This window comes from Sphingobium salicis subsp. salicis, assembly GCF_049472635.1.
Classification (GTDB): Bacteria; Pseudomonadota; Alphaproteobacteria; order Sphingomonadales; family Sphingomonadaceae; genus Sphingobium; species Sphingobium yanoikuyae_A.
The window spans coordinates 2864272-2888396 of sequence record NZ_JAYRCS010000001.1 but is presented as its reverse complement, the minus strand read 5'-3'; the positions used below and the strand labels follow the sequence as shown (position 1 = coordinate 2888396).

The 24125-nt window shown below is 65.6% G+C and carries 18 protein-coding genes; 15 read left to right on the top strand and 3 right to left on the bottom strand.

Features of this window, described 5'->3' with window-relative positions; all coding sequences use genetic code 11:
• The first annotated feature begins 184 nt into the window (after positions 1 to 184).
• Entirely contained in the window at positions 185 to 805 is a 621-nt protein-coding gene (locus tag VHN57_RS14055; protein WP_080726959.1) for a DUF3885 domain-containing protein, read from the top strand.
• A gap of 221 nt (positions 806 to 1026) precedes the next feature.
• On the opposite strand, the gene VHN57_RS14050 is transcribed toward VHN57_RS14055, so the two are convergent.
• On the bottom strand, positions 1027 to 2286 hold the full coding sequence (locus VHN57_RS14050; protein WP_278985534.1) for an oligogalacturonate lyase family protein: 1260 nt from the start codon (positions 2284 to 2286) through the stop codon (positions 1027 to 1029).
• Between the two features lie 239 nt (positions 2287 to 2525).
• On the opposite strand from VHN57_RS14050, the gene VHN57_RS14045 reads away from it, so the two are divergent.
• The 5 genes from VHN57_RS14045 (at position 2526) to VHN57_RS14025 (ending at position 8368) form a co-directional block, all read left to right on the top strand.
• Positions 2526 to 2834 carry a hypothetical protein gene (locus VHN57_RS14045; RefSeq protein WP_278985535.1) on the top strand — a complete coding sequence of 103 codons (309 nt, stop codon included), beginning with the start codon at positions 2526 to 2528 and terminating at the stop codon, positions 2832 to 2834.
• A 74-nt stretch (positions 2835 to 2908) separates the two neighbouring features.
• Positions 2909 to 3664, top strand: coding sequence for a calcium-binding protein (locus VHN57_RS14040; protein WP_278985536.1), 756 nt, complete (start codon positions 2909 to 2911; stop codon positions 3662 to 3664).
• Positions 3665 to 3678: 14 nt separating this feature from the next.
• A complete protein-coding gene (locus tag VHN57_RS14035; protein WP_423284224.1) occupies positions 3679 to 5997 on the top strand; it encodes a TonB-dependent receptor in 2319 nt (772 codons plus the stop codon).
• Complete coding sequence (locus tag VHN57_RS14030; RefSeq protein ID WP_423284222.1) at positions 5973 to 6410, top strand: hypothetical protein; 438 nt, start codon at positions 5973 to 5975, stop codon at positions 6408 to 6410. Before VHN57_RS14035 ends, VHN57_RS14030 begins: the two co-directional genes overlap by 25 nt.
• A 461-nt stretch (positions 6411 to 6871) precedes the next feature.
• On the top strand, positions 6872 to 8368 hold the full coding sequence (locus tag VHN57_RS14025; protein ID WP_278985538.1) for an arylsulfatase: 1497 nt from the start codon (positions 6872 to 6874) through the stop codon (positions 8366 to 8368).
• A gap of 720 nt (positions 8369 to 9088) precedes the next feature.
• Here VHN57_RS14025 and VHN57_RS14020 read toward each other — a convergent pair.
• Positions 9089 to 10255, bottom strand: a complete 1167-nt coding sequence (locus tag VHN57_RS14020; protein ID WP_303759775.1) for a pyridoxal phosphate-dependent aminotransferase — start codon at positions 10253 to 10255, stop codon at positions 9089 to 9091.
• A gap of 144 nt (positions 10256 to 10399) precedes the next feature.
• Positions 10400 to 11557 (bottom strand): pyridoxal phosphate-dependent aminotransferase, encoded by a 1158-nt coding sequence (locus VHN57_RS14015; protein ID WP_004208021.1) that lies wholly within the window; start codon positions 11555 to 11557, stop codon positions 10400 to 10402.
• 196 nt (positions 11558 to 11753) lie between these two features.
• Here VHN57_RS14015 and ptsP point away from each other — a divergent pair, with 196 nt between their 5' ends.
• The 9 genes from ptsP (at position 11754) to VHN57_RS13970 (ending at position 24072) form a co-directional block, all read left to right on the top strand.
• Positions 11754 to 14027, top strand: coding sequence for a phosphoenolpyruvate--protein phosphotransferase (ptsP, locus tag VHN57_RS14010; RefSeq protein WP_004208020.1), 2274 nt, complete (start codon positions 11754 to 11756; stop codon positions 14025 to 14027).
• 74 nt (positions 14028 to 14101) lie between these two features.
• Entirely contained in the window at positions 14102 to 14998 is an 897-nt protein-coding gene (locus VHN57_RS14005) for a helix-turn-helix domain-containing protein (RefSeq protein ID WP_278985540.1), read from the top strand.
• Between the two features lie 96 nt (positions 14999 to 15094).
• On the top strand, positions 15095 to 16036 hold the full coding sequence (locus VHN57_RS14000) for a tol-pal system YbgF family protein (protein ID WP_278985541.1): 942 nt from the start codon (positions 15095 to 15097) through the stop codon (positions 16034 to 16036).
• A gap of 10 nt (positions 16037 to 16046) precedes the next feature.
• Entirely contained in the window at positions 16047 to 16994 is a 948-nt protein-coding gene (gene tilS, locus VHN57_RS13995; protein ID WP_037517275.1) for a tRNA lysidine(34) synthetase TilS, read from the top strand.
• 130 nt (positions 16995 to 17124) lie between these two features.
• Complete coding sequence (locus VHN57_RS13990; protein ID WP_017502470.1) at positions 17125 to 17316, top strand: hypothetical protein; 192 nt, start codon at positions 17125 to 17127, stop codon at positions 17314 to 17316.
• Between the two features lie 100 nt (positions 17317 to 17416).
• On the top strand, positions 17417 to 19363 hold the full coding sequence (gene ftsH / locus VHN57_RS13985) for an ATP-dependent zinc metalloprotease FtsH (protein ID WP_004208015.1): 1947 nt from the start codon (positions 17417 to 17419) through the stop codon (positions 19361 to 19363).
• Positions 19364 to 19538: 175 nt separating this feature from the next.
• Positions 19539 to 21161 (top strand): family 43 glycosylhydrolase, encoded by a 1623-nt coding sequence (locus VHN57_RS13980; protein WP_278985542.1) that lies wholly within the window; start codon positions 19539 to 19541, stop codon positions 21159 to 21161.
• 159 nt (positions 21162 to 21320) lie between these two features.
• On the top strand, positions 21321 to 22778 hold the full coding sequence (gene guaB, locus VHN57_RS13975; protein ID WP_010336239.1) for an IMP dehydrogenase: 1458 nt from the start codon (positions 21321 to 21323) through the stop codon (positions 22776 to 22778).
• Positions 22779 to 22896: 118 nt separating this feature from the next.
• Positions 22897 to 24072, top strand: coding sequence for an RsmB/NOP family class I SAM-dependent RNA methyltransferase (locus VHN57_RS13970; RefSeq protein WP_423284217.1), 1176 nt, complete (start codon positions 22897 to 22899; stop codon positions 24070 to 24072).
• Positions 24073 to 24125: the final 53 nt, after the last annotated feature.

Below are 24125 nucleotides of genomic sequence, written 5' to 3'. Positions count from 1 at the left end.
CTGAAGGGGGTGTTTACCCTTCCGCGCGATGTCGCGATTTCAATTAAACGCTATTCTTTGCTTGTGCGCCGCTGGGACAAATTCGGACGGTCTGCAAACGACCAAATGTAGCCGGTTAGCTCGGCCTTTATCGAAGCTATAAGCTGACATTGCGCCATCCGGGTCGCACCTGATAACAGGCCTCATGGCAACTTCCGGGATAGAAACTGTATGGTCGAGACTATGGGCACGTCGTTTCAGCTCTGATGATGTGCGGTTGCGCTTTGAGCTTGGCGGCGAAGAGTTCGATAACGTCGGCCAGTCAGTTCCTCGCTTTCTCCAAGCACTTCATCGGTCTTCAACCATAGCCGACAAGCTATTCAGCAAGAATTGCGTTGGTCTGATCGCTTGGAACGGACGAGAGCCGAACTTCATCGGCATTACCGAAGTAAAGAATGGCTTCGATGCGTTAGAGTCTACCGGTTTTAACGCCGCTCAAATTAGCGAGTGGAACGCCCCACTTTACCCCGAGTCAGACGGCGATGATTCAGATATTTGGAAAATTCGTAGCTACGAAATAAGCAATAACAAGGCTGCTCGTGACACCATTCTCTGGCACGCGATTGCCCATGAAATGCCGATCCATCCAAGTGCCCCCGTTGTGACTTTTTTGATCGACCCCGTTAATTCGATCATGCTCCACGCCTATGATGATCGAGGAATGGACGTAATGGCTGACGATGCAGCGAAACTTCGCGATGCTTATTCGGCCTTCGATGGATGGCTTCTTGACTATGATCGGGAACGAATGAGAATTTTGTTTTAATCATGTCTGCTTGTGACGCCTCATCTCTTCAAAGCTGACCGTCTCCTACCCACCCCTTTCCGTCATTCCCGCGCAGGCGGGAATCCATCTCCTGATCTTGCATCTGGTCCGACGCTGGGGAGATGGATCCCCGCCTGCGCGGGGATGACCCTATGAAACAGGTGGCCAGCTTCCCACCTATCCTCGCCATTCGGCGGGCGCCGGGCTTGTCCGCGCGCGGCCTAGCGGGGTTTCGCGATTTCGACGGCGTAGATGGCGGGGCTGCCGGCGATATTGCTGCGATAGACCAGCCATTTGCCGTCGGGCGTGAAATGCTGGTTGGGTTCGAGCGTATAGTCGTGGCTTGCGAGATCGACGAGCCGTTCCGTCTCCAGCGTGCCGGTGGCGATCAGCGTGTCGCCGGCCAGCGTGTTGCGGGCGCGGGGATTGTCGTTGGGGCGGGGGTGGAAGAGGCTGATATATTTGCCGTCATTGGCGCCATCGCCCGAGAAGCTGCGGCCGTCGGGCGATGAGGCGAAATGATAGGAGCCCTGGCCGGGGCGGATCGCATACCAGCGGCGCGCGCCATTGGCGACGTCATGGCCGGCGAGCCAGCGCATTCCTTGTGGCATGATGAGGTCATACCAGATGGTGCGGCCGTCGGGCGCCCAATATTCATGGCCGGCAATCTCGCCCTGCAGGATGCGCTGATGCACCTTGGTCCTGGCGCTGCCATCGGTGCGGATGGTCCAGATGCGGTCGACCTGCTGCCAGGGGCCTTCATGGCAATACATGAGCAGATGAGGATCGGTCGGCGAGAATTGGACATGGTTGAGCCAGTCCTTCGACGCGGTGATGCGGCGCTGCTGGCCGGTGGCGATGTCGATCGCGAAGATTTCCATTGGCACGCCGGCGGCGAGCCGGGCCTCCATCCATTTTTCCTTGGCGGCGGCGAAGGAGAGGGGGCGGCCCTGATCGTCGGTGCCGCTATAGCTGGGTGAACCGGTCTTGGGATCGCGCTTGCCCTGGGCGGCAATGGCAGGCGGCGGCGGGGCGAGTTCGCGATGGCCGGCAAGCAGCGTGTCGTCAGCATTGATGGATTCGATGCGGCCGCCCGGTATGTCCGCGATACGGCGGCGCTTGCCGCTGTCGAGATCGACCGACCAGACGATGAAGGACGGCTCGCCCTCGCTGCTGCCGGTCGGGTTGGTGGTATAATAAGCGACATTGGCGCGGTGGCCGACGAACAGCAGCCGATCGACCTTTTCCTTCAGCACCAGCCGGGTTCGCCAGTTGCTGGTGTCGGCGACGCGGATCCCCTCCGGCGTCAGATAGACCATGCGCTTTCCGTCGGGGGTGAAGGGATTATAATTGAAATAGAGGCCATAATTGCCCGGCCGGTCATCGACGCGGACGATGCGGTGGCCGGTGGTCGGGTCGGTCCAGCTGGCGGGCGAGGGTGCTTGCGCTGCGACGAGCAGGGGGAGGGCCAGCCCGATCATTGCCTGCCTCAACCGCATCCCATCCTCCCAGTCCAAGTTCAATTTGCGGGATTGGATACCGCATATCGGGAATTTGGCAAGGCGGCTGTGATGCGGGCGCGCCGCATGCTTGCCGGGCCAAGTCTTTGACAGAGGAGGGCAATAAGGCGTGGGCTTCTGAAATATTCGTGAAATGACGGGGCAAAATCGGGTGGCCACAGACGGGGCGGAGATTTTCCACCCAGATGAAAGGCCATGACATGACTTATCCCTCGCTCCTGACCCTGGGCGCCGCCGCGCTGATGGCGACGCTAGGCGCGCCGGCCATGGCGCAGGCGCCGCATCATGGCGCGAGCCAGCCGGTGAGCAGCAAGGCGCCGGCCAAGAAGCCTGCCCCGGTAAAGGCCCAACCGGCCAAAGCCCAGCCGGCCAAGGCCCAACCCGCCAAGGCCCAGGGCCGTTCGACCGGCGCGGCGCATCAGAAGGCCTGCCGCAATCGCTACAAGAGCTATGACGCCAGGCTGGACAGCTATCTCTATCGCGGCAAGCGGGTGCGCTGCACGCTCTGATCGCGATCGACGCGGGGCGGCGCCGGGGGACGGCGCCGCCCCGTTCCTGTTTTCATGAAGAAGGACGAGGCGCGATGCGCAAGATGATGATCGGGGCGGCGCTGCTGCTCTGTTCGGCACCGTTGCTGGCCCAGGGGGGCATGGGTGGCGGCATGGGCGGCGGCGGCATGGGTGGTGGCATGGGCGGTGGCCCGCCCGGCGGTGGCGGCGGCCCTCCCGGTGGCGGCGAAGGCCGGCCGCAAAAGCCGCGCGAGATGAAGCCGATCAAGCGCAGCCAGATCGACAGGATCGTGACCGTCATGTTTGCCCAAGCCGACAGCAATCGCGACGGCATCGTGACGATCGACGAATTGCGGCTGGTGGTGCAGGCGCGGCGCGAAGCGATCATCCGCACGCGTTTCGATGCGATCGACAGCAATCATGACGGCACGCTGAGCCTGGCCGAGTTTCAGGCGTGGCAGAGCAGCATGGGATCGGTCGCGCTGTCGGAAACGGGCGCGATGGGCGATCAGGGCGGGCCGGTGGCCGAGGCGATCATGCCCAAGCTGGGCGACGACCCCGAGGATGCGATACTGGGCCGGTTGATCGAACCGCTCAATGCCAGCGCGATCGCCCAGGCCAACAGCAATTATGATGCCGGCGCATCGCTGGAAGAAGTGCTGGCGTTCGAACATGCCCGCTTCGATGCGGCGGACGCCGATCATGACGGGGTGCTGTCGGCCGAGGAGATGCGCAGTCTGATGCCGCGGCGTGGTCCCGGTGGAGGCCCCGGCGGTCCGGGTGGCCCCGGTGGACCGGGCGGCGCGGGCGGACCGCCGCCGCGCAACTGACGGGATATATGCCGATGCCTTGCCTATCCTTGTCCTGCCGTCGGGCGGGCAGCGCCCTGCTGCGCGCCGGATGCAGCCTGTTCGCCCTATCGACGCCGGCTATGGCGCAGAGCGTGGCGAGCGACGATATCGTCGTCACCGGACAGGCGCCGCCGGGGGCGGTGATCGGCGACATTCCCGCGCAGAACCAGCTCGGCCGTGCCGACATCGATGCCTATGGCGTCGGCACGGTGAGCGAATTGCTGGACGAGATCGCGTCGCAGACCAGCAGCAACCAGGGGCGCAGCGATGACGGCCCGGTGGTGCTGGTCAATGGCAAGCGGATTTCCGGCGTCAACGAGGTCAGCGACCTGCCGACCGAGGCGATCTTGCGGCTCGACATCCTGCCCGAGGAGGTCGCGCTCAAATATGGCTATGACGCGCAGCGCAAGGTGGTGAACATCATCCTGCGCCGCCGCTTCCGATCGCAGGTCGCCAATGCGGGCGGCGGGATCGCGACGGCGGGGCAGGGCGAAAATCTGGCCGGCGACGTGGGCTATACCCGCATTCGCGACAATGACCGGGTGAGTGTGACGGCGCGGGCGAAATCCTCCGCCTCGTTGCTGGAAAGCGAGCGCGATGTGATCGTCGATCAGGAGGCGGCGGGCGATCCGACCGGGCGGGTCGGTGAGGACCGTGCCTATCGCACCCTGTCGCCCGCCACCCGCAGCTATATGCTGAATGCCACGGTCGCGCATCAGTTGAGCGAGACGGCGAACCTGTCCTGGAACGGGCGGGCGGATTACAAGACCAGCAAGGCGCTGAATGGCCTGCCCACCGGCAGCCTGACCGATGGCGACGAGACGGTCGACCGCATTCTGTCGCTCGATCCGCTGCATCAGGACACGCGCGCGCTGACGCTGAGCAGCGGTGTCAGCCTGAACATCGACCTGTCGAAGACCTGGCGCATGTCGGTGATCGGCAGCTACAGCCATAGCGACAGCCGCACCGACAGCGATCGCGGCTATGATCTGGACGATGTGCAGGCGGCGCTGGACGCGGGCGATGTCGCGGCCGATGGCGTGCTGCCGACGAGCCTGCTGGGGGGCATGGGCACGCAGAAGGCGCGTGCGTTGCAGGACACGGGCAGCGCCAGCCTGCTAATCAATGGCAAGCTGTTCAAGCTGCCGGCCGGCAATGTCGGCATGAACCTGCGGCTGAGCGGCGACACGAGCAGCCTGCGATCGTCCAGCACGCTGGACGGGGTGATGTCGCAGCGGACCGCGAGCCGCACCAATGGCGGCGCCCAGATCAGTTTCGACCTGCCGATCGCCAGCCGGCGCAATGGCTTCCTGCCGGTGCTGGGGACGCTGACCGCCAATATGAACGCGTCGGTGACGCAGGTTTCCGACTATGGCGCGCTCGGCACGCTGGGCTATGGCCTCAGCTGGACGCCGCGCACCGGCATCACCATCATCGCGGCGGTCAATAATGACCGGACCGCGCCGACGCTGGACCAGCGCAACAGCCCGACCATCACGACCAGCAATGTGCGCGTCTATGACTATGTGCGCGGGCAAAGCGTGACGGTGACGCAGGTGAGCGGCGGCAATCCGGCGCTGACCGCCGACAATCGCCACCAGTTCAAGCTGGGCGCGACGGTGAAGCCGCTCACCAAGGTCAACCTGACCCTGTCGGCCAATTATGTGAGCAGCGAGACGCGCGACGCGATCATCAGCCTGACCGGCGTGTCTTCCGCATTGGAGGCGGCCTTCCCCGATCGCTACAGCCGCGACGAGGACGGGATGCTGACGCGGATCGACACACGGTCCGTCAATGTCGCGCGCGAGGAGGTGAAGCAGCTGCGCTGGGGCCTCAATTTCACGCAGATATTGCGTAAGCCCAAGCGGCCCGAGCCGCCGGCCGGCTTCGTGCCGCCATGGCGGCGGGCGGCGGCGCAGGGCGGTGAGGCGCAGATGGCGGCGCCAAAGGCAGAGGGTGGCGATGGACAGCCCGCAGAGGGCGCGCCCGGCGATGGTCCCGATGCCGAGCAGGATGCGATCCTGGTCGACGGCCATCGGCCCGATGATGCGACGCCGATGGGGCCGCCCGGCGGCTTTGGCGGGCCGGATGGCTTTGGTCCGCCGCCTGGCCCTCCGCCCGATGGCATGGGGCCGCCCGATGGTCCGCCGCCCGGCGGTGGACCTGGTGGTCTGGGCGGTCCCGGCGGGCCGGGCGGCGGGGCGGCTTCGGCCCGCCCGGCGGCGGTCCGTTCGGCGGCGGCAGCGACAATGGCGCGCGGCTGCAACTCTCGCTCTATCACAGCATCATGCTGCGCGACGCGGTGTTGCTGAGCGAAGGCGGTCCGTGGGTCGACCTGTTGAACGGTGGCACGCTGGGCGGCAGTCCGCAGCCGCGCCACAAGGTGCAGCTGAGCAGTGGCGTGATCGACAATGGCGTCGGCATCCGGCTGGACGGCAACTGGCAGAGTGCGTCGCATGTGACCGGGGACCAGACGGCGTCGGGCGGCGACCTGCGCTTTGGTCAGTTGGTGACGTTCGACCTGCGGCTGTTCGCCAACATGGCCAACCGGTTCCGCGGGCAGGATTGGGCGCGGGGCATGCGGGTGAGCTTCACCGTCGGCAATCTGCTGAACCGGCGTCAGAAGGTGACCGATGGCACGGGCGCGACGCCGGTCGCCTATCAGCCCGCCTATCTCGATCCCGAGGGGCGGACGTTGATGCTGTCGGTGCGCAAGATATTCTAGGCTCATGGGGAGGTGAAGGAGCCGGAGCGGCGCGGAAATTGACTGGGCCGGCCGCCACATGGCCGTTTCACGCAAAGTTTCACGATGAATATTGGCGTTGTTTCAATATGTTGGGACATGATGCGCGAAAGTTTGCGCGTATGCGCCATGAGGAATTATCGGCGGACAGGAAAAATCCACCGGAATAGAATGGGTTGACGGTAGAAGGAGCCGGCCGGAAGTTTACGGCAGGCGCCTGCCTGTAGGAAAGCCCTTTTCACAGGGCGACCGGATCGGATGGATCAAGCGGACGCCTCCATGTGGAACTGTCGCATCTGCAGTTCGCTCGCTCAAGATCGACCAACATGATGCCGCTGACGCGCCAGGGGCAGGCAGGGACGCTTCCGGGGTTTTCACTGATACCGCACGCGCGCTGATTGTCACATCCATCATGTCCGCGAAAACTGATGGAGGCCCTGTCAATGGCAAAGCAACCCAACATCCTGTTCATCATGGGTGACGATATCGGCTGGTTTAACGCCAGTTGCTACAATAGCGGTATGATGGGCTACAAAACGCCCAATATCGACCGCATTGCCCAGGAGGGCGCGCGCTTTACCGACTGGTATGCCCAGCAAAGCTGCACCGCGGGCCGTGCCGCGTTCCTGACCGGCCAATCGCCGATCCGCACCGGCCTGACCAAGGTCGGCCTGCCGGGGGCCGATCAGGGTCTGGGACCGGATGATCCCTGCATTGCCCAGGTGCTCAAGGCGCAGGGCTATGCGACGGGGCAGTTCGGCAAGAACCATCTCGGCGACCGCGACGAGCATCTGCCGACCATGCACGGCTTCGACGAATTTTTCGGCAACCTCTATCATCTGAATGCCGAAGAAGAGCCGGAGAATGAGGACTACCCCAAGGATCCGAAATTTCGCGAGAAATATGGCCCGCGCGGCGTGCTGCGGTGCAAGGCCGATGGCAAGGGCGGCCAGACGATCGAAAATACCGGCCCGATGAGCAAGAAGCGGATGGAGACGATGGACGAAGAGTTCCTCGCCGACGCCAAGGACTTCATCAAGCGCAACCATGACGCGGGCGGCCCCTGGTTCTGCTATTTCAACTCCAACCGGATGCACATCTTCACCCACCTCAAGGACGCCTCGAAAGGCAAGACCGGCCTTGGCATCTATCCCGATGGGATGGTCGAGCATGACGGGCATGTCGGCGAACTGCTCGACCTGGTCGACGAGCTTGGCGTGACCAAGGATACCATCGTCGTCTACACCACGGACAATGGTGCCGAATGCTTCACCTGGCCCGACGGCGGCACCACGCCCTTCAAGGGCGAGAAGGCGACCAACTGGGAAGGCGGCTTCCGCGTACCCTGCGTCATCCGCTGGCCCGGCGTGATCGAGCCCGGCCAGGTGATCAACGACATCTGCGCGCATGAAGACTTCCTGCCGACGCTGGCCGCCGCGGCGGGCGACAGCAATGTGGTCGAGCGGGTGAAGAAGGGCGGGAAGATCGGCGACACCAAGTTCAAGGTCCATCTGGACGGTCACAATCTGATGCCGTTCTTCAAGGGCGACGAGACGGAAGCGCCGCGCAAGGGCTTTGCCTATTGGAGCGACGACGGCGATCTGATGGCGATCCGCGTCAACCAGTGGAAGGTCAACTTCCTGGCCCAGAATACCGAGATCAGTCCGCGCACGCCCGTCGGCGTCTGGCAAGGCCAGTTCACCGCGCTGCGCGCGCCGATGATGATCAATCTGCGATCAGACCCGTTCGAACGCGGCCCCGAAAGCATCTATTATGGAGATTTCATCGCGCACCGCATGTTCCTGATGGTGCCCGCACAAGCGATCGTTGCCCACCTGCTGGAAAGCTTCAAGAAGTTTCCTCCGCGCGCCAAAGCGGCGAGCTGGACGGTCAGTGACGCCATGGACAAGATCGGAACGGCGAGCCCGAACCAGAACTGACCGGCAACATAGGGTAGCGCCAGTTGCATAGTGGCGAGGGGCAAGTGTTGCACATGTGGATGGCACACGCGCCTCTCGTCAGGTGTATCAGCCGGAGCGGGGCATCAGCCTGGGGAGGGGAATGAGGTGCTGATCGGACGCCCGGACCTTTTCATTCCCATCACAGCCGGTCTTGCGCATGGAAACTCCAGGCGCGGACCGACTGCACCCTGGAATTGAGAAGCGGGGGCTGAACGGCCACAGTTGATCGCTTTCAGACCATCCTCCCCTGCAAGGGGAGTTCAAGGGAGACCCGCGTCTCCCTTGAACTGGCCGAAGGCCAGACGGAGGGATATTCCCCTCTCGATAGCGTGACACCCCTCCACCACTTCGTGGTCCCCTTCGGCAGAGTCGCGTGCCTCTGCCGAACCTTGCAGGGGAGGAATTTGCAGCCGCTTCTGGTCGTTTCTTGCCAGTCACAGCCGGCGTCATCCTGACGACAGTCAGGATCCATCCCGCGCTACGGCGGATGGGGAGCGCTGAATGGATCCCGGATCAAGTCCGGGATGACGACGATGGTGAGAGCAGCTTCTGGTCGTCAGCCGCCAAAGTCGGCCATCGTCATGGCGCGCGCTTCTGGCCCTTCGGCAAGGTCCATATGGCCCGGTCGGTACGCGAAAAGGGCGCCCGGTTGTCCGAACGCCCCTCCTTCGTGACGGCTTTGCTATGGGATGCCGTGGATCAGGCCTTGTAGACCTTGTCCACAGCAGCACAGAATTTCGTCATGTCTTCGGCCGAACCGACGGTGACGCGCGAGACATTGGGCCAGATCGGCCAGTTGCGGCCGATCTGCACCTTTTCCGGCGAGGCGAGCAGGGCGGCCTGCATTTCCTTGGCCGGCTTCTTCCAGTTGACCATGAACATGTTGGCCTGGCTGCCCGGCTGGACTTCGATGCCCTTCTTGGTGAGCCAGGCGATGGTCTGGTCGCGGGCGGCGATCATTTCGTCGCGGCGCGCCTTGATGAGCGCGGCTTCGGGATAGACGGCGTTGCCGCAGGCCATGGCGGTGATCGACAGGCCGCCGGCCGACGGGCCGAACAGCATCAGGCGCTTCTGCACTTCGGGATCGGCGAAGGTGAGGCCGAGGCGGATGCCGGCCATGCCGAACAGCTTCGAGAAGGTCCGCATGACGATGATGTCCTTGCGGTTGCCGATCAGCGAAGCGGCGCTGGGTGCGTCCGAGAAGTGGATATAGGCTTCGTCGACCAGCAGCATGGCGTCGGCCGGCTTGTTGTCGAGCAGCCACTTGATGTCGGCGATCGGCGTGATCGTGCCGGTCGGGTTGTTGGGCGTGCAGATATAGTAGAGGCCGGCGTTCGGGTTGGCGGCCAGCATGGCTTTGACGTCATGGCCCTTGCCGATGGCCTGGGGGGCCTTGGCGATCGGCGCCTTGAGGTAGTCAGCGGTGCGCCAGGCGGATTCGAAGGTCGGGTCGGCGGTCACCAGGCCCTTGGTCGGCGAGCAATAGGCCGCGACGGTCGAGACCAGCGGGCCGCCCGAGCCGGGCCACAGCATCACCTGGGCTTCGGGAATGCCCTCCACCTTGGCGATGGTCGAGACCAGGTCGCCACGATAATTGTCGGGATCATACCAGTTGCCGACGGCGCCGGCCTTGGCGATGGCGTCGACGCCCGAGGGGAAGGGGCCGGTCCAGCATTCGTTCGAGCCGATGCGCACCGCGCCCTTGATGCCGCGGGCGGCCTGCTGCTGCGCGAAGGCGGGCGCGGCCAGCATTTCGTGCATCGCGGCGCCGGCGCCGATCAGGGCGGCAACCTTGGCAAGCTGGCGGCGCGAATAGCCGCGCTCGATCAGGTCTTCCCGCGCTTCCTTGTCCAACATCATGGTCATGCCGATTGTCCCCTTGTTTTCCTGCGAAATGCCTTGGATTTCGTCTGGAGAAACGAAGGCGGAAACAATTTCCGCAATGCAAAAGGGGCTGCGGCACGCTTTATTTTGCGCGCCGCAGCCCCTTTTTCGCAAGGTCAGGTCAGATCAGGCTTTCCAGACCGCGTCCACGGCCTTGCAGAAGGCGTCCATCTCGCTGGCCGAGCCGACCGAGATGCGCGAGACATTGGGCCAGATCGGCCAGTTGCGGCCGATCTGCACCTTCTGCGTCAGCAGGGCGGCCTGCATGTCCTTGGCGGGCTTGCCCCAGTCGACCATGAACATGTTCGCCATGCTGCCCGGCAGCACCTTGATCCCCTTCTTGGTCAGATGGGCGATCGCCTTGTCACGGTTGGCCGCCATTTCGGCCTGGCGCGCCTTGATGAGATCGGCCTGGGCGACCGAGACGGTGCCGCAGGCGACGGCCGTCATCGGCAGCATGGCGGTGACCTGGCCACCGTCATAGCGCATCATCTTTTCCATCAGCGACGGCGCGGCGAAGGTGAGGCCGAGGCGCATGCCGGCCATGCCGAACAGCTTCGAGAAGGTGCGCAGCACCAGCACGTCGTCGCGGGTGGCGGCGAGCTTGGCGGCGCGCGGCGTATCGGTCCAGTGGATATAGGCTTCGTCGACCACCAGCACCGAATCCTTGGGCTTGTTGGCGGCCAGCCATTCGATGTCGCCGATCGGCGTGATCGTGCCGGTCGGGTTGTTGGGCGAGCAGATATAATAGACGCCGGCATTGGGATCGGCCGCCAGCATCGCCTTCACGTCATGGGCATTGTCCTTGGTCAGCGGCACCTTCGTCACCTTGGCGCCGAGCCAGGCGCCGGTGCGCCAGATCGCTTCATAGGTCGGGTCGGCGGTGACGATGCCCTTGGTCGGCGAGGCGAAGGCGACGGCGACGCGGCTCAACGGATCGGACGAGCCGGGCCAGGCGACGATGCGGTCGGCCGGGATGCCTTCGACCTGCGCGACGGCGGCGAACAGCTTTTCATGCTCATTGTCGGGTTCGTAGCGATTGCCTTCGGTCACCAGCTTGAAGGCGGCTTCGGCGGCGACCGGGAAAGGGCCGGTCCAGCATTCGTTGGCGCCGATGCGGACTGCGCCTTCGACCGGCTTGGCGGCCTGCTGTGCGGCGGCACCGACGGTACGCATCGCGACGGCGCCGGCGCCGAGCAGCGCGGTCACCTTGGCCAGCTGGCGGCGCGAATAGCCGCGGTCCAGAAGCTCCTGTTCAAACTCCGTTGGCGTGGTCGTTTCCATGATCCCTGACTCCCAGACATGCTTGATGCTGCCTTTGCGGCGTTAGACGAATGTACAGCATGTATCCGCCACGCAAATGAGGAAGATGACCTAGCTTATCAGCGATGCGCAACAATCGTGCTTTTCTGCGGGGTTCATCAACATATCGCGAGGAAAGCGCTTGGAAAGAAAGCCATCCATCTGTTAGCGATTTGCCATGCCCAGTACGCCCGCCGCCGCCGCCCGCCAGATCCTCGTCCGCCTGCAGGAGGTGATGGCGGCGCGCACCAGCGCGCAGGCCAAGCTGAACAAGGTGGTGGAGATCATCGGCGAATCGCTGTCGAGCGAGGTCTGCTCCATCTATCTGGTGCGCGAGGGCGTGCTGGAACTGTTCGCGACCCGCGGCCTGAAGCAGGAGGCGGTGCATGTCACCCGCATGGCCAAGGGCGAAGGGCTGGTCGGGCTGATCGCCACCAATGTCGAGCCGCTGAACCTGGACGAGGCCGCCGCCCATCCCGATTTTTCCTATCGCCCGGAAACCGGCGAGGAACTGTTCCACAGCTTTGCCGGCGTGCCGATCGTGCGGCGCGAGCGGGCGCTGGGCGTGCTGTGCGTGCAGCATGTCGAGCCGCGCAAATATGAAGAGGTCGAGATCGAGGCGCTGCAGACGGTGGCCATGGTGCTGTCCGAGCTGATCGCCAATGCCGAACTGGCCGATGACGGCCCGACCGATGCGCGGGTGCAGGAAACCGGATCGAACATCATGACCGGGCTGCAGCTGGTGATGGGCATGGCGCGGGGCCATGTCGTCTTCCACCAGCCGCGCGTCCATATCGAGCATACCGTCGCCGAGGATACGGAGGCGGAGCGGCAGCGGGTCATTTCCGCCTTTGCCAAGATGCGCGAACAGATCGACCGGATGACCGGCACGGCCGATTTCGGGACCGAGGGCGAGCATCAGGAGGTGCTCGAAACCTACAAGATGTTCGCCTATGACGAGGGCTGGATCCGCCGCATCAACGAGGCGATCGACAGCGGCCTGACCGCCGAGGCGGCGATCGAGCGGGTGCAGCAGCGCACCCGGATGCGGATGCGCCAGATCGACGACCCGCTGTTGCAGGACCGGATGCACGATCTGGAGGACATGGCCAATCGGTTGCTGCGCATCGTGTCCGGGCAACTGGGGACGGCGGCGCAACTGGGGCTGCGGCAGGACGCGATCCTGATCGCGCGCAACCTGGGGCCGGCGGAGCTGCTGGAATATGACCGGCGGCGGCTGAAGGGCGTGATCCTGGAGGAGGGGTCGCTGACCGCTCATGTCACCATCGTCGCCCGCGCCATGGGCGTGCCGGTGCTGGGCCGGGTGCGCGACATTCGCCACCGGGTCAATGAAGGCGACCTGATCCTGATGGATGTCGCCGAAAATGCGCTGCTGATCCGGCCGACGCCCGACATGGAGGAGGCGTTCGAGACCAAGCTGCACATCACGCAGAAGCGGCGGGCGGAATTTGCCGCGCTGCGCGACCTGCCTTCGGTGACGCAGGATGGGGCGCGGATCGAGCTGATGGTCAATGCCGGCCTGCGCGAGGATGCGCAGGCGCTGGACATGGTCGGCGCCGACGGCATCGGCCTGTTCCGCACCGAATTTCAGTTCCTGGTGTCGGCGACGCTGCCGCAGCGCGAGAAGCAGCAACGGCTCTACAAGGATGTGCTGGACGCGGCCGGCGACCGGCCGGTCATCTTCCGCACCGTCGACATCGGCGGTGACAAGGCGCTGCCCTATATGACGCGCGAGGATGACGAGCATGAGGATAATCCGGCCATGGGCTGGCGCGCGATCCGGCTGGCGCTGGACCGCGACGGCCTGATGAAGGCGCAGGCGCGCGCCTTGCTGGAGGCGAGCGCGGGCAAGGTACTGAACATCATGTTCCCGATGGTGTCGGAACCCTGGGAGTTCGAGGAGGCGCGCACGCTGGTCGAGCATCAGCGGCAATGGCTGATCGGGCAGAAGAAGAAGCTGCCGGTGGCGGTGCGCTATGGCGCGATGCTGGAGGTGCCGGCGCTGGCCGAGGTGCTGGACCTGCTGTTGCCGCAGCTCGATTTCCTGTCGATCGGCACCAACGACCTGACCCAGTTCCTGTTCGCTGCCGATCGCGCCCATCCCAAGCTGGCGGAGCGTTATGACTGGCTGAGCCTGGCGATCCTGCGTTTCCTGGATCGGGTGGTGCGGATCTGCGAGATCTACAAGGTGCCGGTCGGCGTCTGTGGCGAAATGGGCGGACGCACGCTGGAGGCGATGGCGCTGATTGGCCTGGGTGTGCGGCGGCTGTCGATCACGCCGGCGTCGGTCGGGCCGGTCAAGGCGATGATCCGCGCGATCGATGCGGCCGAATTGCAGGCGTTGATGCGCGATCTGCTGGACAGCGGGGCGAGCGATCTGCGCGCGCAACTGACCAGCTGGGCCGAGCAGCGGAACATCGAGCTGGCCTGAAAAGACACCGCCCCGGCGTTGACAAGCGCCGTCCCACAATGAGACAAGGCCGCCAATCAAGGTCGCGGAGCAGCATGGCAGACGAACCCGAATTCGAACCCGTCGCGGACGACGCGACGGCAGCGCATCCCAGCACCCCCGGCGCCAAGTTGCGCGCCGCGCGCGAGGCGCAGGGGCTGTCGGTGCAGGATATCGCCACCCGGACCCGCATCGCCCAGCGGCAGCTGGAGGCGATCGAGCGGGACGATTATGGCGCCTTGCCGGGCATTCCCTATGCGGTGGGTTTCGCCCGCGCCTATGCCCGCGCGATCGATCTGGACGAGGTGGCGATCGCCGCCGACGTGCGCAATGCCGTGCATAATTCCGACATGGGGGCGACCCGCTACGAAGCGTTCGAGCCGGCCGATCCGGCGCGGGTGCCGTCGCGCACCCTGGCCTGGACCGCGGCGGTGATCGGCATCATCGTGATTGCCGGCTTCACCATCTGGCGCACCCAGTTGCTGACCCCGCCGACCGGCGAGGAAATCGCCGAGCAGCAGGCGGAAAAGCCCGCCGCCGCGCCCAAGGCGGGCGTGCAGGCGCCGATCGCGGCGCCCGTGACCGGGCCGGTGGTGTTCACCGCCAATGACGATGTGTGGATGCGCATCGTCGACGAGGCGGGCGAGCGGCTGAAGGACGGGCTGCTGAAGAAGGGCGAGAGCTTCACCCTGCCGGCCGGCGCGCGCAATCCGACGATCCTGACCGGTCGCCCGCAGGCGCTGGACGTGACCGTGGGTGGCAAGGCGATCCCGCCGTTGGGCGCGGCCGACCGCACCATCGCCGACGTTCCGGTCAGTGCCGAGGCGCTGCTGGCACGGGCTGCCGCACCGGCAGGGGCGCCGACGACGCCCGCAGGCGGGCAGGGGAGCGTGCCGACGCCGGCTGCGCCACCGCCGCCGACCGCCGCGCCGCAGCCCAGCGCGGGCAACTAATCCGTCCCATAGCCGGACAGGTACGAGCGGGCCGCGCTTTGTTGCGTGGCGCGTCCGCCTATGGTTAAAGGCGGAAAGATTTAGTCGGGGATCATCATGCGTTACGCCTTTCTCGCCACCACCGCCATCGCGCTGGCGGCCCCGCTGCTGTCGGCCGTGCCGGCCGCTGCCCAGCAGAATCCCACGGTCGAACTGCGGGTCGACCGGCTGGAAAAGGAAATGCGGGCGGTGCAGCGCAAGGTGTTCCCGGCCGGCACGCCGGTAGAGGCGGAAATCACCCGACCCCAGACGCCGACCATCGCGCCGGGCAGCCCGACGTCGAGCCCGGTGGCCGACCTGACCGCGCGGGTGGGGGCGCTGGAATCGCAGCTCGCCTCGATCACCGGCCAGGTCGAGGAAAACAGCTACAAGCTCAAGCAGTTGGAAGAGGCGTTCAACCGCTACAAGGCGGAAGCCGAAGCGCGGGCTGCAACGCCGGTCGAAGCCGGCCCGCCGGTGATGCGCCCGACGGTCGCGACCGATGCGCCCGCGCCCAAGCCGGCTGCTGCCAAGCCGACGACCCCGCCCGCAAAGTCGGCCGCCGCGCCGGTGGCCAGCGATGCGCGCAAGACGGCGGTGGCGGCGATCGAGAAGCCGGATACCGGCGATGCGGCGGGCGATGCCTATAGCTATGGCTTCCGCCTGTGGGACGCGAAATTCTATCCCGAGGCGCAGGCGCAGCTCAAGGCGACGGTCGACAAATATGGCGAAGGGTCGGTCGGCAGCCGCGCCGCCAACCTGCTGGGCCGCGCCTATCTGGACGATGGCAAGCCGGCGCTGGCGTCGGTCGCCTTCTACGAAAATTACCAGAAGCGCCCGCGTGGCGAGCGCGCCCCCGACAGCCTGGCCTATCTGGGCGAGGCGCTGATCCAGCTGAAGAAGCCTGCGGATGCCTGCAAGGTCTATGCGGAGCTGGAACAGGTCTATGGTTCGACCCTGTCGAGCGGCCTGCGCGGCATGATGGACAAGGGCCGGACCAAGGCCAAGTGCAGCGTGTGAGCCGATAGACGTGCCGGAGCTGGCACCTTCCCATCGCCCCGATGCGCTGCGGCTGGCCGTGCGCGCGCTGGTGGACGGGGAGGAGGCGGCCCGGTTCGGCATTGCGGTGTCGGGCGGGCCGGACAGCATGGCGCTGCTGGACCTGGCGGTGCAGGCCTGGCCCGGCCGGGTGGCGGCGGCGACGCTGGATCATGGATTGCGGGCTGAATCCGCGGCCGAGGCAGCGATGGTCGCGCGCTGGTGCGCGGAGCGGCGCGTCCCCCATGCCACCCTGGCGCCGGAGACGGAAGTGTCCGGCAATATCCAGGATTGGGCGCGGCGGCAGCGTTATGCCCAGCTGGAGGCGTGGCGGGCCGGCGCCGGGCTGGACTGGATATTGACCGCCCATCATGCCGACGACCAGCTGGAAACCCTGCTGATGCGGCTCAACCGGGGATCGGGGGTCGGCGGCCTGGCCGGGGTGCGGGCGCGGGCCGGCCGAGTGCTGCGGCCGTTGCTGACGGTGCGCAAGGCGCAGTTGCAGGCCCATGCCGACCAGGCGGGGCTGCCCTATGTGCTGGACCCGTCCAATGCCGATCCACGCTTCGACCGGGCGGCGCTGCGCAAGCGGCTGGATGGCGTCGACTGGATCGATGCCGAGGCGGCGGCACGCAGCGCGGCGGCGCTGGCGGAGGCGGAGGCGGCGCTGATATGGACGGTGGCGGGGCTGGCGGCCACGCATATCCATCCGTCGACCGACGCCTGGGTGCTGGACCGCACCGACCTGCCGCGCGAATTGTTGCGCCGGCTGCTGATCGAGATGCTCTGTTCCGCCGACCCGGAGATCGTGCTGCCGCGCGGCGAGGCGCTGGACCGGGCGATTGCCGCGGCGCGGGCGGGGCGCCAGGCGAGTCTGGGCGACTGGCTGCTGCGCGGTGGCGCGGTATGGACCCTGTCGCCGGCACCCCCGCGACGCTGAGATTTTCGGAAAAGTTCCACCGTCCGACGCAAGGTGCCAACGGCCGGTCGCTTTTGGGCGGCGTGCTGACCGGTTCTTAACCCATGGGCCGTTAACCACATGGCGTGACCAATAGCGGGATTTGTTCGGAATGATGGAATTTGCGGCGCTGACCTATGGCTTGCTGGTCAGCGTGATCCTCTCGGCCGTGAAGCGGAACCGGAAGCTGAACAAGGCGCATCCGCCGCTGCTTCTCTATATGGGCTATCTGCTGTGCGGCCTGTCCGCCGGCCTGGCGCTGGTGCTGGCCTATGTCGCGCTGTTCCAGCTGACCGGCAACTGACCATCTGACAATCGACAGGGCCGGAAATCGGCAGCGGACGGCGCGTCCAGCTTGCGCTTTGCCGGCCACACCCTATCTTGCGGGGTGAAAGAGAGTGATGATGAACGACGAAAAAGACCCACAGGGTAATCCCTGGATCAAGAGTGCGATGATTTGGGCAGGGGTCATCATCGCCCTGCTCCTGTTCGTTTCGCTGTTCGAGCGCCCGACCACCCAGGCCGGCAGCGCCATCGCCTATTCGGAATTCCGCGCCAAGGTGCAGGAAGGCCAGGTCAAGGATGTGGCGATCGCGCCCGACCGGATCACCGGCACCCTGTCGAGTGGCCAGGGTTTCAGCACGGTCCCGGTCAATGATCCCAAGCTGACCGACCTGCTGGACGATTATAATGTCAAATATTCGGGCCAGGCCGAACAGCAGCCCAGCTTCTGGCAGATCATGCTCTATCAGTCGCTGCCGTTCCTGCTGATCCTGGGCATCGCCTTCTTCGTGCTGCGCCAGATGCAGAAGGGCGGCGGCGCCGGTGGCGCGATGGGCTTTGGCAAGTCCAAGGCCAAGCTGCTGACCGAAAAGCATGGCAAGGTGACGTTCGATGACGTCGCCGGCATCGACGAAGCGCGCGAGGAACTGCAGGAAATCGTCGAGTTCCTGAAGGACCCGAGCAAGTTCGCACGTCTTGGCGGCAAGATCCCCAAGGGCGCGCTGCTGGTCGGTTCGCCCGGCACCGGCAAGACGCTGCTGGCCCGCGCGATTGCGGGTGAAGCGGGCGTGCCCTTCTTCACCATTTCGGGTTCGGACTTTGTCGAGATGTTCGTCGGCGTCGGCGCGAGCCGCGTGCGCGACATGTTCGAGCAGGCCAAGAAGAATGCGCCGTGCATCGTCTTCATCGACGAAATCGACGCGGTCGGTCGCCATCGCGGCGCGGGCCTGGGCAATGGCAATGACGAGCGCGAGCAGACGCTGAACCAGCTGCTGGTCGAAATGGACGGCTTCGAGGCCAATGAGGGCATCATCATCGTCGCGGCGACCAACCGCCCCGACGTGCTGGACCCCGCGCTGCTGCGTCCGGGCCGTTTCGACCGTCAGGTCGTGGTGCCCCGTCCCGACATCGAGGGCCGCGAGAAGATCCTGGCGGTTCACATGAAGAAGGTGCCGCTGGCGCCGGACGTCAACCCGCGCACCATCGCGCGCGGCACGCCGGGATTCTCGGGCGCGGACCTCGCCAATCTGGTCAACGAAGCCGCCCTGATGGCAGCCCGTCGCGGCAAGCGCCTGGTCGCCATGGACGAGTTCGAGGCGGCCAAGGACAAGGTCATGATGGGCAGCGAGCGCCGCTCCATGGTCATGACCGACGACGAGAAGAAGATGACCGCCTATCATGAGGCGGGCCATGCCATCGTCGCGGTCCATGAGCCGGCGTCCGACCCGATCCACAAGGCGACGATCATCCCGCGCGGCCGTGCGCTGGGCATGGTGATGCGCCTGCCGGAACGGGACAGCTACAGCTATCATCGTGACAAGATGCACGCGAACATGGCCGTGGCCATGGGCGGCCGCGTCGCCGAGGAAATCATCTTTGGTTACGACAAGGTGTCGTCGGGTGCGTCGGGCGATATCCAGTACGCCACCAAGCTGGCGCGCGACATGGTCACCCAGTGGGGCATGTCCGACAAGCTGGGGCCGCTGCAATATGAAGAGCAGCAGGGCGAGACCTTCCTTGGCTATTCGCAGAGCCAGCGCGTCCATATGTCGGACGAGACGGCGAAGCTGATCGACAAGGAAATCCGGGGTCTGGTGGAGCAGGGCTATGCCCGTGCGCAGGAACTGCTGAAAGGTCATGAGGACCAGTTGCACCTGCTGGCCAACGCCATGCTGGAATATGAGACGCTCTCCGGCGAGGAGATCAAGGCGCTGCTGGAAAAGGGCGAGATCACCCGCGACGACGGCACCACGATCAAGCCGTCGGTGATCCCGGCGGCGGGTTCGTCCATCCCCAAGACGCGCAAGCGCAAGGGGCCGTTCGGCGATCCGACCCCCGCTGGCGCGTAAGCGCCGAGCAGGCAGTGGAATGAAAAAGGGGCGCGGCCATGATGGTCGCGCCCCTTTTTCGTTTCCGGTACTTTTGCGTTTCGGACCATTGCGTTGCATGCGCCAGCGGACCAGAAGCGGGGCCGGACACCATCAATGTTGGGGAAATATCTTGGCCCATTCCCGCCGTGACGCGATGTTTCTGGGACTGGCTTCGACGGCGGGGCTGGCGATGCCGGGGCTGGGCGAGGCGAGGGTGTCGGATAGCTGTGCCTCTGCACCGGCCTGGCGCCATGGCGCCGAGGGCGAGCGGCTGGCGGACCTTGGCAATGGCCGCTTTCTGAACCCGGTGCTGTCGGGGGATCGGCCCGATCCCAACATATTGAAGGATGGCGACGACTATTGGGCGACCTTTTCGTCCTTCGACTATTTCCCGGCGGTCGTGATCTGGCATTCGCGCGATCTGGTGAACTGGCGGCCGGTGGGGCCGGCGCTGACCGCACCTCTGGGTTCGGTCTGGGCGCTGGACATCGCCAAGCATGACGGCCGCTATTTCATCTATATTCCGGTGTTCAATCCGACCGATCCCAGCTTTTCGGCGGGGCCGGCCATCCCCTGCAAGATTTTCGTCGTCCATGCCGACCGGATGGAAGGGCCGTGGAGCGCTCCCGTCGACATGGACATCAAGGGCTATATCGACCCCGGCCATGCGGTGGGCGAGGACGGTAAACGCTATCTGTTCCTGAATGGCGGCGCGCGGGTGCGGATCAGCGATGACGGGCTGCGCCGGGACGGGCCGATCGAGCAGGTCTATGAGGGGTGGCCGATCCCGGAGGACTGGATCATCGAGGCGCCGGCACTTGAAGGCCCCAAGGTGCTGCGCCGGGATGGCTGGTTCTACCTGTTTTCCGGGCAGGGCGGGACGGCCGGGCCGCCGACCAGCCATATGGTGATCGTCGCCCGGTCCCGATCGATCAACGGACCGTGGGAAAATTGTCCACATAACCCGATCGTGCGGACGGCGCGGGCGGGCGAACCCTGGTGGTCGCGTGGCCATGGCACGGCGGTGGAAGGGCCGGCGGGCGATTGGTGGCTCGCCTATCATGGCTATGAAAATGGCTATCGCACGCTGGGACGGCAGATGCTGCTGGAGCCTTTGGTCTGGGACGCGGATGGCTGGCCGCGCATGACCGGCGGCGACCTGTCGGCGGCGCTGCCCATGCCGGCGGCCAGGCGCGCGGGCGGATCGGGGCTTGCGCTGTCCGGCCCGTTCAAGCCGAGCGACATGGGGAGCCGGCTGGCCTTCTTTGCGCCGCAGAAGGATTATCTCGATCGTGCCGCTTTCAGGGATGGTGCGCTGGTGCTGAAGGCGCAGGGCAAGGGGCCGGCGGAGTCATCGCCATTGGCCTTCATCGCCGGGGATCGTTCCTATGAGGTGAGCGTCGATGTCGAACTGGAGGGGGGCGCTCAGGCGGGGCTGCTGCTCTTCTACAATCCCCAATATTTTGTCGGCCTGGGGTCGGACGTGGGCGCGCTGCACAATTACAAGGTCGGGCGTGAGCAGGGCTATCCGCCGCCCGGACCGGCGGAAGGCGGCCGTTTTTCGCTGCGGGTCGTGAATGACGACAATGTCGCGAGCTTTCATATTCGCGGCGCCGGCAAGGCATGGCGCAAGATCATTTCCTATGAAGTGTCGAGCTATCATCATAATCTGGCGGACGGCTTCCTGAGCCTGCGCCCGGCGCTGTTCGTATCGGGAGCCGGGCAGGCGCGCTTTTCCAATCTGCTCTATCGAGGGCGGGGCAGCCAGGGGGCGTAGCGACTGGTCGAGGGCCAAGATCGGGATCGCAAGAAAGGCGGCAAGAAAATCCCCAAGGGGTCTGGCCGTTTTGCGGGTTAATGGTTACATGGGCCGCCATGAATCCCCAGCGGTCCGGTTCCCCTCCGCCCGACCCGCGCAGCAGAAAGTGGCTTTCACATGGACATCCGCCTTGGCCTCACCTTTGACGACGTGCTGTTGCAGCCCGCCGAATCCGATGTGCTGCCCAGCCAGGCGGACACGTCCACCCATGTGACCAAGGCGATCAAGCTGAACATCCCGATCCTGTCGTCGGCGATGGACACGGTGACCGAGGCCGACATGGCGATCGTCATGGCGCAGCTGGGCGGCATCGGCGTGCTGCACCGCAACCTGACGGTCGAGGAGCAGGCCGATGCGGTCCGCGCGGTGAAGCGCTTCGAAAGCGGCATGGTCGTCAATCCCATCACCATCCTGCCAACCGCGACACTGGCCGACGCGCAGATGCTGATGCAGCGCCACAGGATCAGCGGCATTCCGGTCGTCGAGGCGAACGGCAAGCTGGTCGGCATCCTGACCCATCGCGATACCCGCTTTGCCGAGAACCCCGGCCAGCCGGTCAGCGAGCTGATGACCAAGGACAATCTGGCGACGGTCAAGGCCGGCGTCGGCCAGGATGAGGCGATGCGCCTGCTGCATGCCCGCCGGATCGAGAAGCTGCTGGTGGTCGACGATAATTATCACTGCGTCGGCCTGATCACCGTCAAGGATATCGAAAAGGCCGTCACCTATCCGCAGGCGACCAAGGATGCGTCGGGCCGGCTGCGCGTCGCCGCGGCATCGACCGTGGGCGACAAGGGCCTGGAGCGCAGCAAGGCGCTGATCGACGCGGAGTGCGACCTGATCGTCATCGACACCGCCCATGGCCACAGCAAGCAGGTCGCGGTCGCGGTGGAAGCGGTCAAGAAGCTGTCCAACCATGTCCAGGTCGTGGCCGGCAATGTCGCCACCGCCGAAGCGACCAAGGCGCTGATCGACGCCGGCGCGGACTGCGTGAAGGTCGGCATCGGCCCCGGCTCCATCTGCACCACCCGCGTCGTCGCCGGCGTGGGCGTGCCCCAGCTCACCGCCGTCATGGATTCGGCCAATGAAGCGCACAAGCATGGCGTGCCGGTGATCGCCGATGGTGGCCTGCGCACGTCGGGCGACGTCGCCAAGGCCCTGGCAGCGGGCGCCGGCTGCGTCATGGTGGGTTCGCTGCTGGCGGGCACGGCGGAAGCACCGGGCGAAACCTTCCTGTATCAGGGGCGCGCCTATAAGAGCTATCGCGGCATGGGCAGCGTCGGCGCAATGGCGCGCGGCAGCGCCGACCGCTATTTCCAGGCCGACATCAAGGACCAGATGAAGCTGGTGCCCGAGGGTATCGAAGGCCAGGTGCCGTTCAAGGGCCCGGCCAAGGATGTCATTCACCAGCTGGTCGGCGGCGTGAAGGCCGCGATGGGCTATACCGGCAGCCGCACCATCAAGGATCTGCAGGAGCGTGCCCGCTTCGTCCAGATCACCAATGCCGGCCTGTCGGAAAGCCATGTCCACGACGTGACGATCACGCGTGAGGCCCCCAACTATCCGACGCGCTAACCCATTTCATTACCCTCCCTTTGAAGGGAGGGGTAGGGGTGGGTAGCGAGCGGAGCGAGCCTCCTGCGGAGGCACCCACCCCCAAGCCCCTCCCTGGAAGGGAGGGGGGAAGGTATAAATGACTCCATCCGCCCGTATCCAAGCCGCGATCGACCTGCTGGACGCGATCATTGCCGCCGCCCGTGATGGCGGGCCGGCGGCGGACACGCTGATCGCGCGCTATTTCAAGGAACGGCGCTATGCCGGGTCGCGCGATCGCCGGGCGGTGCGCGACCATGTCTATGATGCGATCCGCCGCGTCGCCGATCGGCCCGAAACCGGCCGCGCGGCGATGATCGGCCTGGTCGAGGCGCAGCCGGAGCTGGCCGCGCTGTTCGACGGATCGGCCCATGCGCCGCTGCCGATCGAGCCGGGTGAAACGGGCGCGGCGGCTGGCGCGGTGCCGGGCTGGTTGCAGCCCTTGCTGGCCGCGCCGGTGGAGCAGGATGCGTTGCTGGGCCGTGCGCCGGTGGACCTGCGCGTCAACCGGCTGAAGGCGACGCCCGCGCAAGTGGCGCCCGAATTGCCGGACGCGACGCCGATCGCCGGCATCCCGGACGCGCTGCGCCTGCCCGAAGGCTATCCGGTCGAGCAGAGCGAGGCGTGGAAGCGCGGCGCGGTCGAGGTGCAGGATGCCGGCAGTCAGCTGATTTCCGCGGCATGCGGGGCGCAGGCCGGGCAGACGGTGATCGACCTGTGCGCGGGGGCGGGTGGCAAGACGCTGGCGCTCGCCGCAGCAATGGGCGGCAAGGGCCGGCTGATCGCCGCCGATACGATCCGCAACCGGATCGACCGGCTGGCGCCGCGTGCCGAGCGGGCTGGCGTGACCTGTATCGAGAGGCTGCTGCTGGACCAGGGGCATGAGGCGCGCGCGCTGGCGCCGCTGGCGGGGCAGGCGGACATCGTGCTGGTCGACGCGCCCTGTTCGGGCACGGGCACCTGGCGCCGCAATCCCGAGGCGCGCTGGCGCCTGACCCAGGCGCGGCTCGACCGGCTGGTGTCGGAACAGGCCCGGATCCTGGATTTCGCCGCGCCCTTGCTGGCGCCCGGCGGTTTGCTGGTCTATGCTACCTGCGCATTGACCGACAGAGAGGGGCGGGATCAGGTGGATGCGTTTCTGGCGCGTCAGGCCGGCTGGAGTGCCGAGCCAATCGAAGCGGATATGGGCCGCGCCCATGGCCATGGGCTGCTGCTGACGCCCGGCCATGACGGCACCGATGGCTTCTACTTCGCCCGGCTGCGGAGGACCGCCTGAAACAGGCCATGGACAAGCGCGCGCAAAATAGCGACACTTGCCCTTCGGTCTGC

Coding starts and splice junctions, on each gene's coding strand:
- VHN57_RS14055 (WP_080726959.1), top strand. CDS start 185: ATGGCAACTTCCGGGATAGAAACTGTATGGTCGAGACTATGGGCACGT.
- VHN57_RS14050 (WP_278985534.1), bottom strand. CDS start 2,286: ATGATCGGGCTGGCCCTCCCCCTGCTCGTCGCAGCGCAAGCACCCTCG.
- VHN57_RS14045 (WP_278985535.1), top strand. CDS start 2,526: ATGACTTATCCCTCGCTCCTGACCCTGGGCGCCGCCGCGCTGATGGCG.
- VHN57_RS14040 (WP_278985536.1), top strand. CDS start 2,909: ATGCGCAAGATGATGATCGGGGCGGCGCTGCTGCTCTGTTCGGCACCG.
- VHN57_RS14035 (WP_423284224.1), top strand. CDS start 3,679: ATGCCTTGCCTATCCTTGTCCTGCCGTCGGGCGGGCAGCGCCCTGCTG.
- VHN57_RS14030 (WP_423284222.1), top strand. CDS start 5,973: ATGCTGCGCGACGCGGTGTTGCTGAGCGAAGGCGGTCCGTGGGTCGAC.
- VHN57_RS14025 (WP_278985538.1), top strand. CDS start 6,872: ATGGCAAAGCAACCCAACATCCTGTTCATCATGGGTGACGATATCGGC.
- VHN57_RS14020 (WP_303759775.1), bottom strand. CDS start 10,255: ATGACCATGATGTTGGACAAGGAAGCGCGGGAAGACCTGATCGAGCGC.
- VHN57_RS14015 (WP_004208021.1), bottom strand. CDS start 11,557: ATGGAAACGACCACGCCAACGGAGTTTGAACAGGAGCTTCTGGACCGC.
- ptsP (WP_004208020.1), top strand. CDS start 11,754: ATGCCCAGTACGCCCGCCGCCGCCGCCCGCCAGATCCTCGTCCGCCTG.
- VHN57_RS14005 (WP_278985540.1), top strand. CDS start 14,102: ATGGCAGACGAACCCGAATTCGAACCCGTCGCGGACGACGCGACGGCA.
- VHN57_RS14000 (WP_278985541.1), top strand. CDS start 15,095: ATGCGTTACGCCTTTCTCGCCACCACCGCCATCGCGCTGGCGGCCCCG.
- VHN57_RS13990 (WP_017502470.1), top strand. CDS start 17,125: ATGATGGAATTTGCGGCGCTGACCTATGGCTTGCTGGTCAGCGTGATC.
- ftsH (WP_004208015.1), top strand. CDS start 17,417: ATGAACGACGAAAAAGACCCACAGGGTAATCCCTGGATCAAGAGTGCG.
- VHN57_RS13980 (WP_278985542.1), top strand. CDS start 19,539: ATGTTTCTGGGACTGGCTTCGACGGCGGGGCTGGCGATGCCGGGGCTG.
- guaB (WP_010336239.1), top strand. CDS start 21,321: ATGGACATCCGCCTTGGCCTCACCTTTGACGACGTGCTGTTGCAGCCC.
- VHN57_RS13970 (WP_423284217.1), top strand. CDS start 22,897: ATGACTCCATCCGCCCGTATCCAAGCCGCGATCGACCTGCTGGACGCG.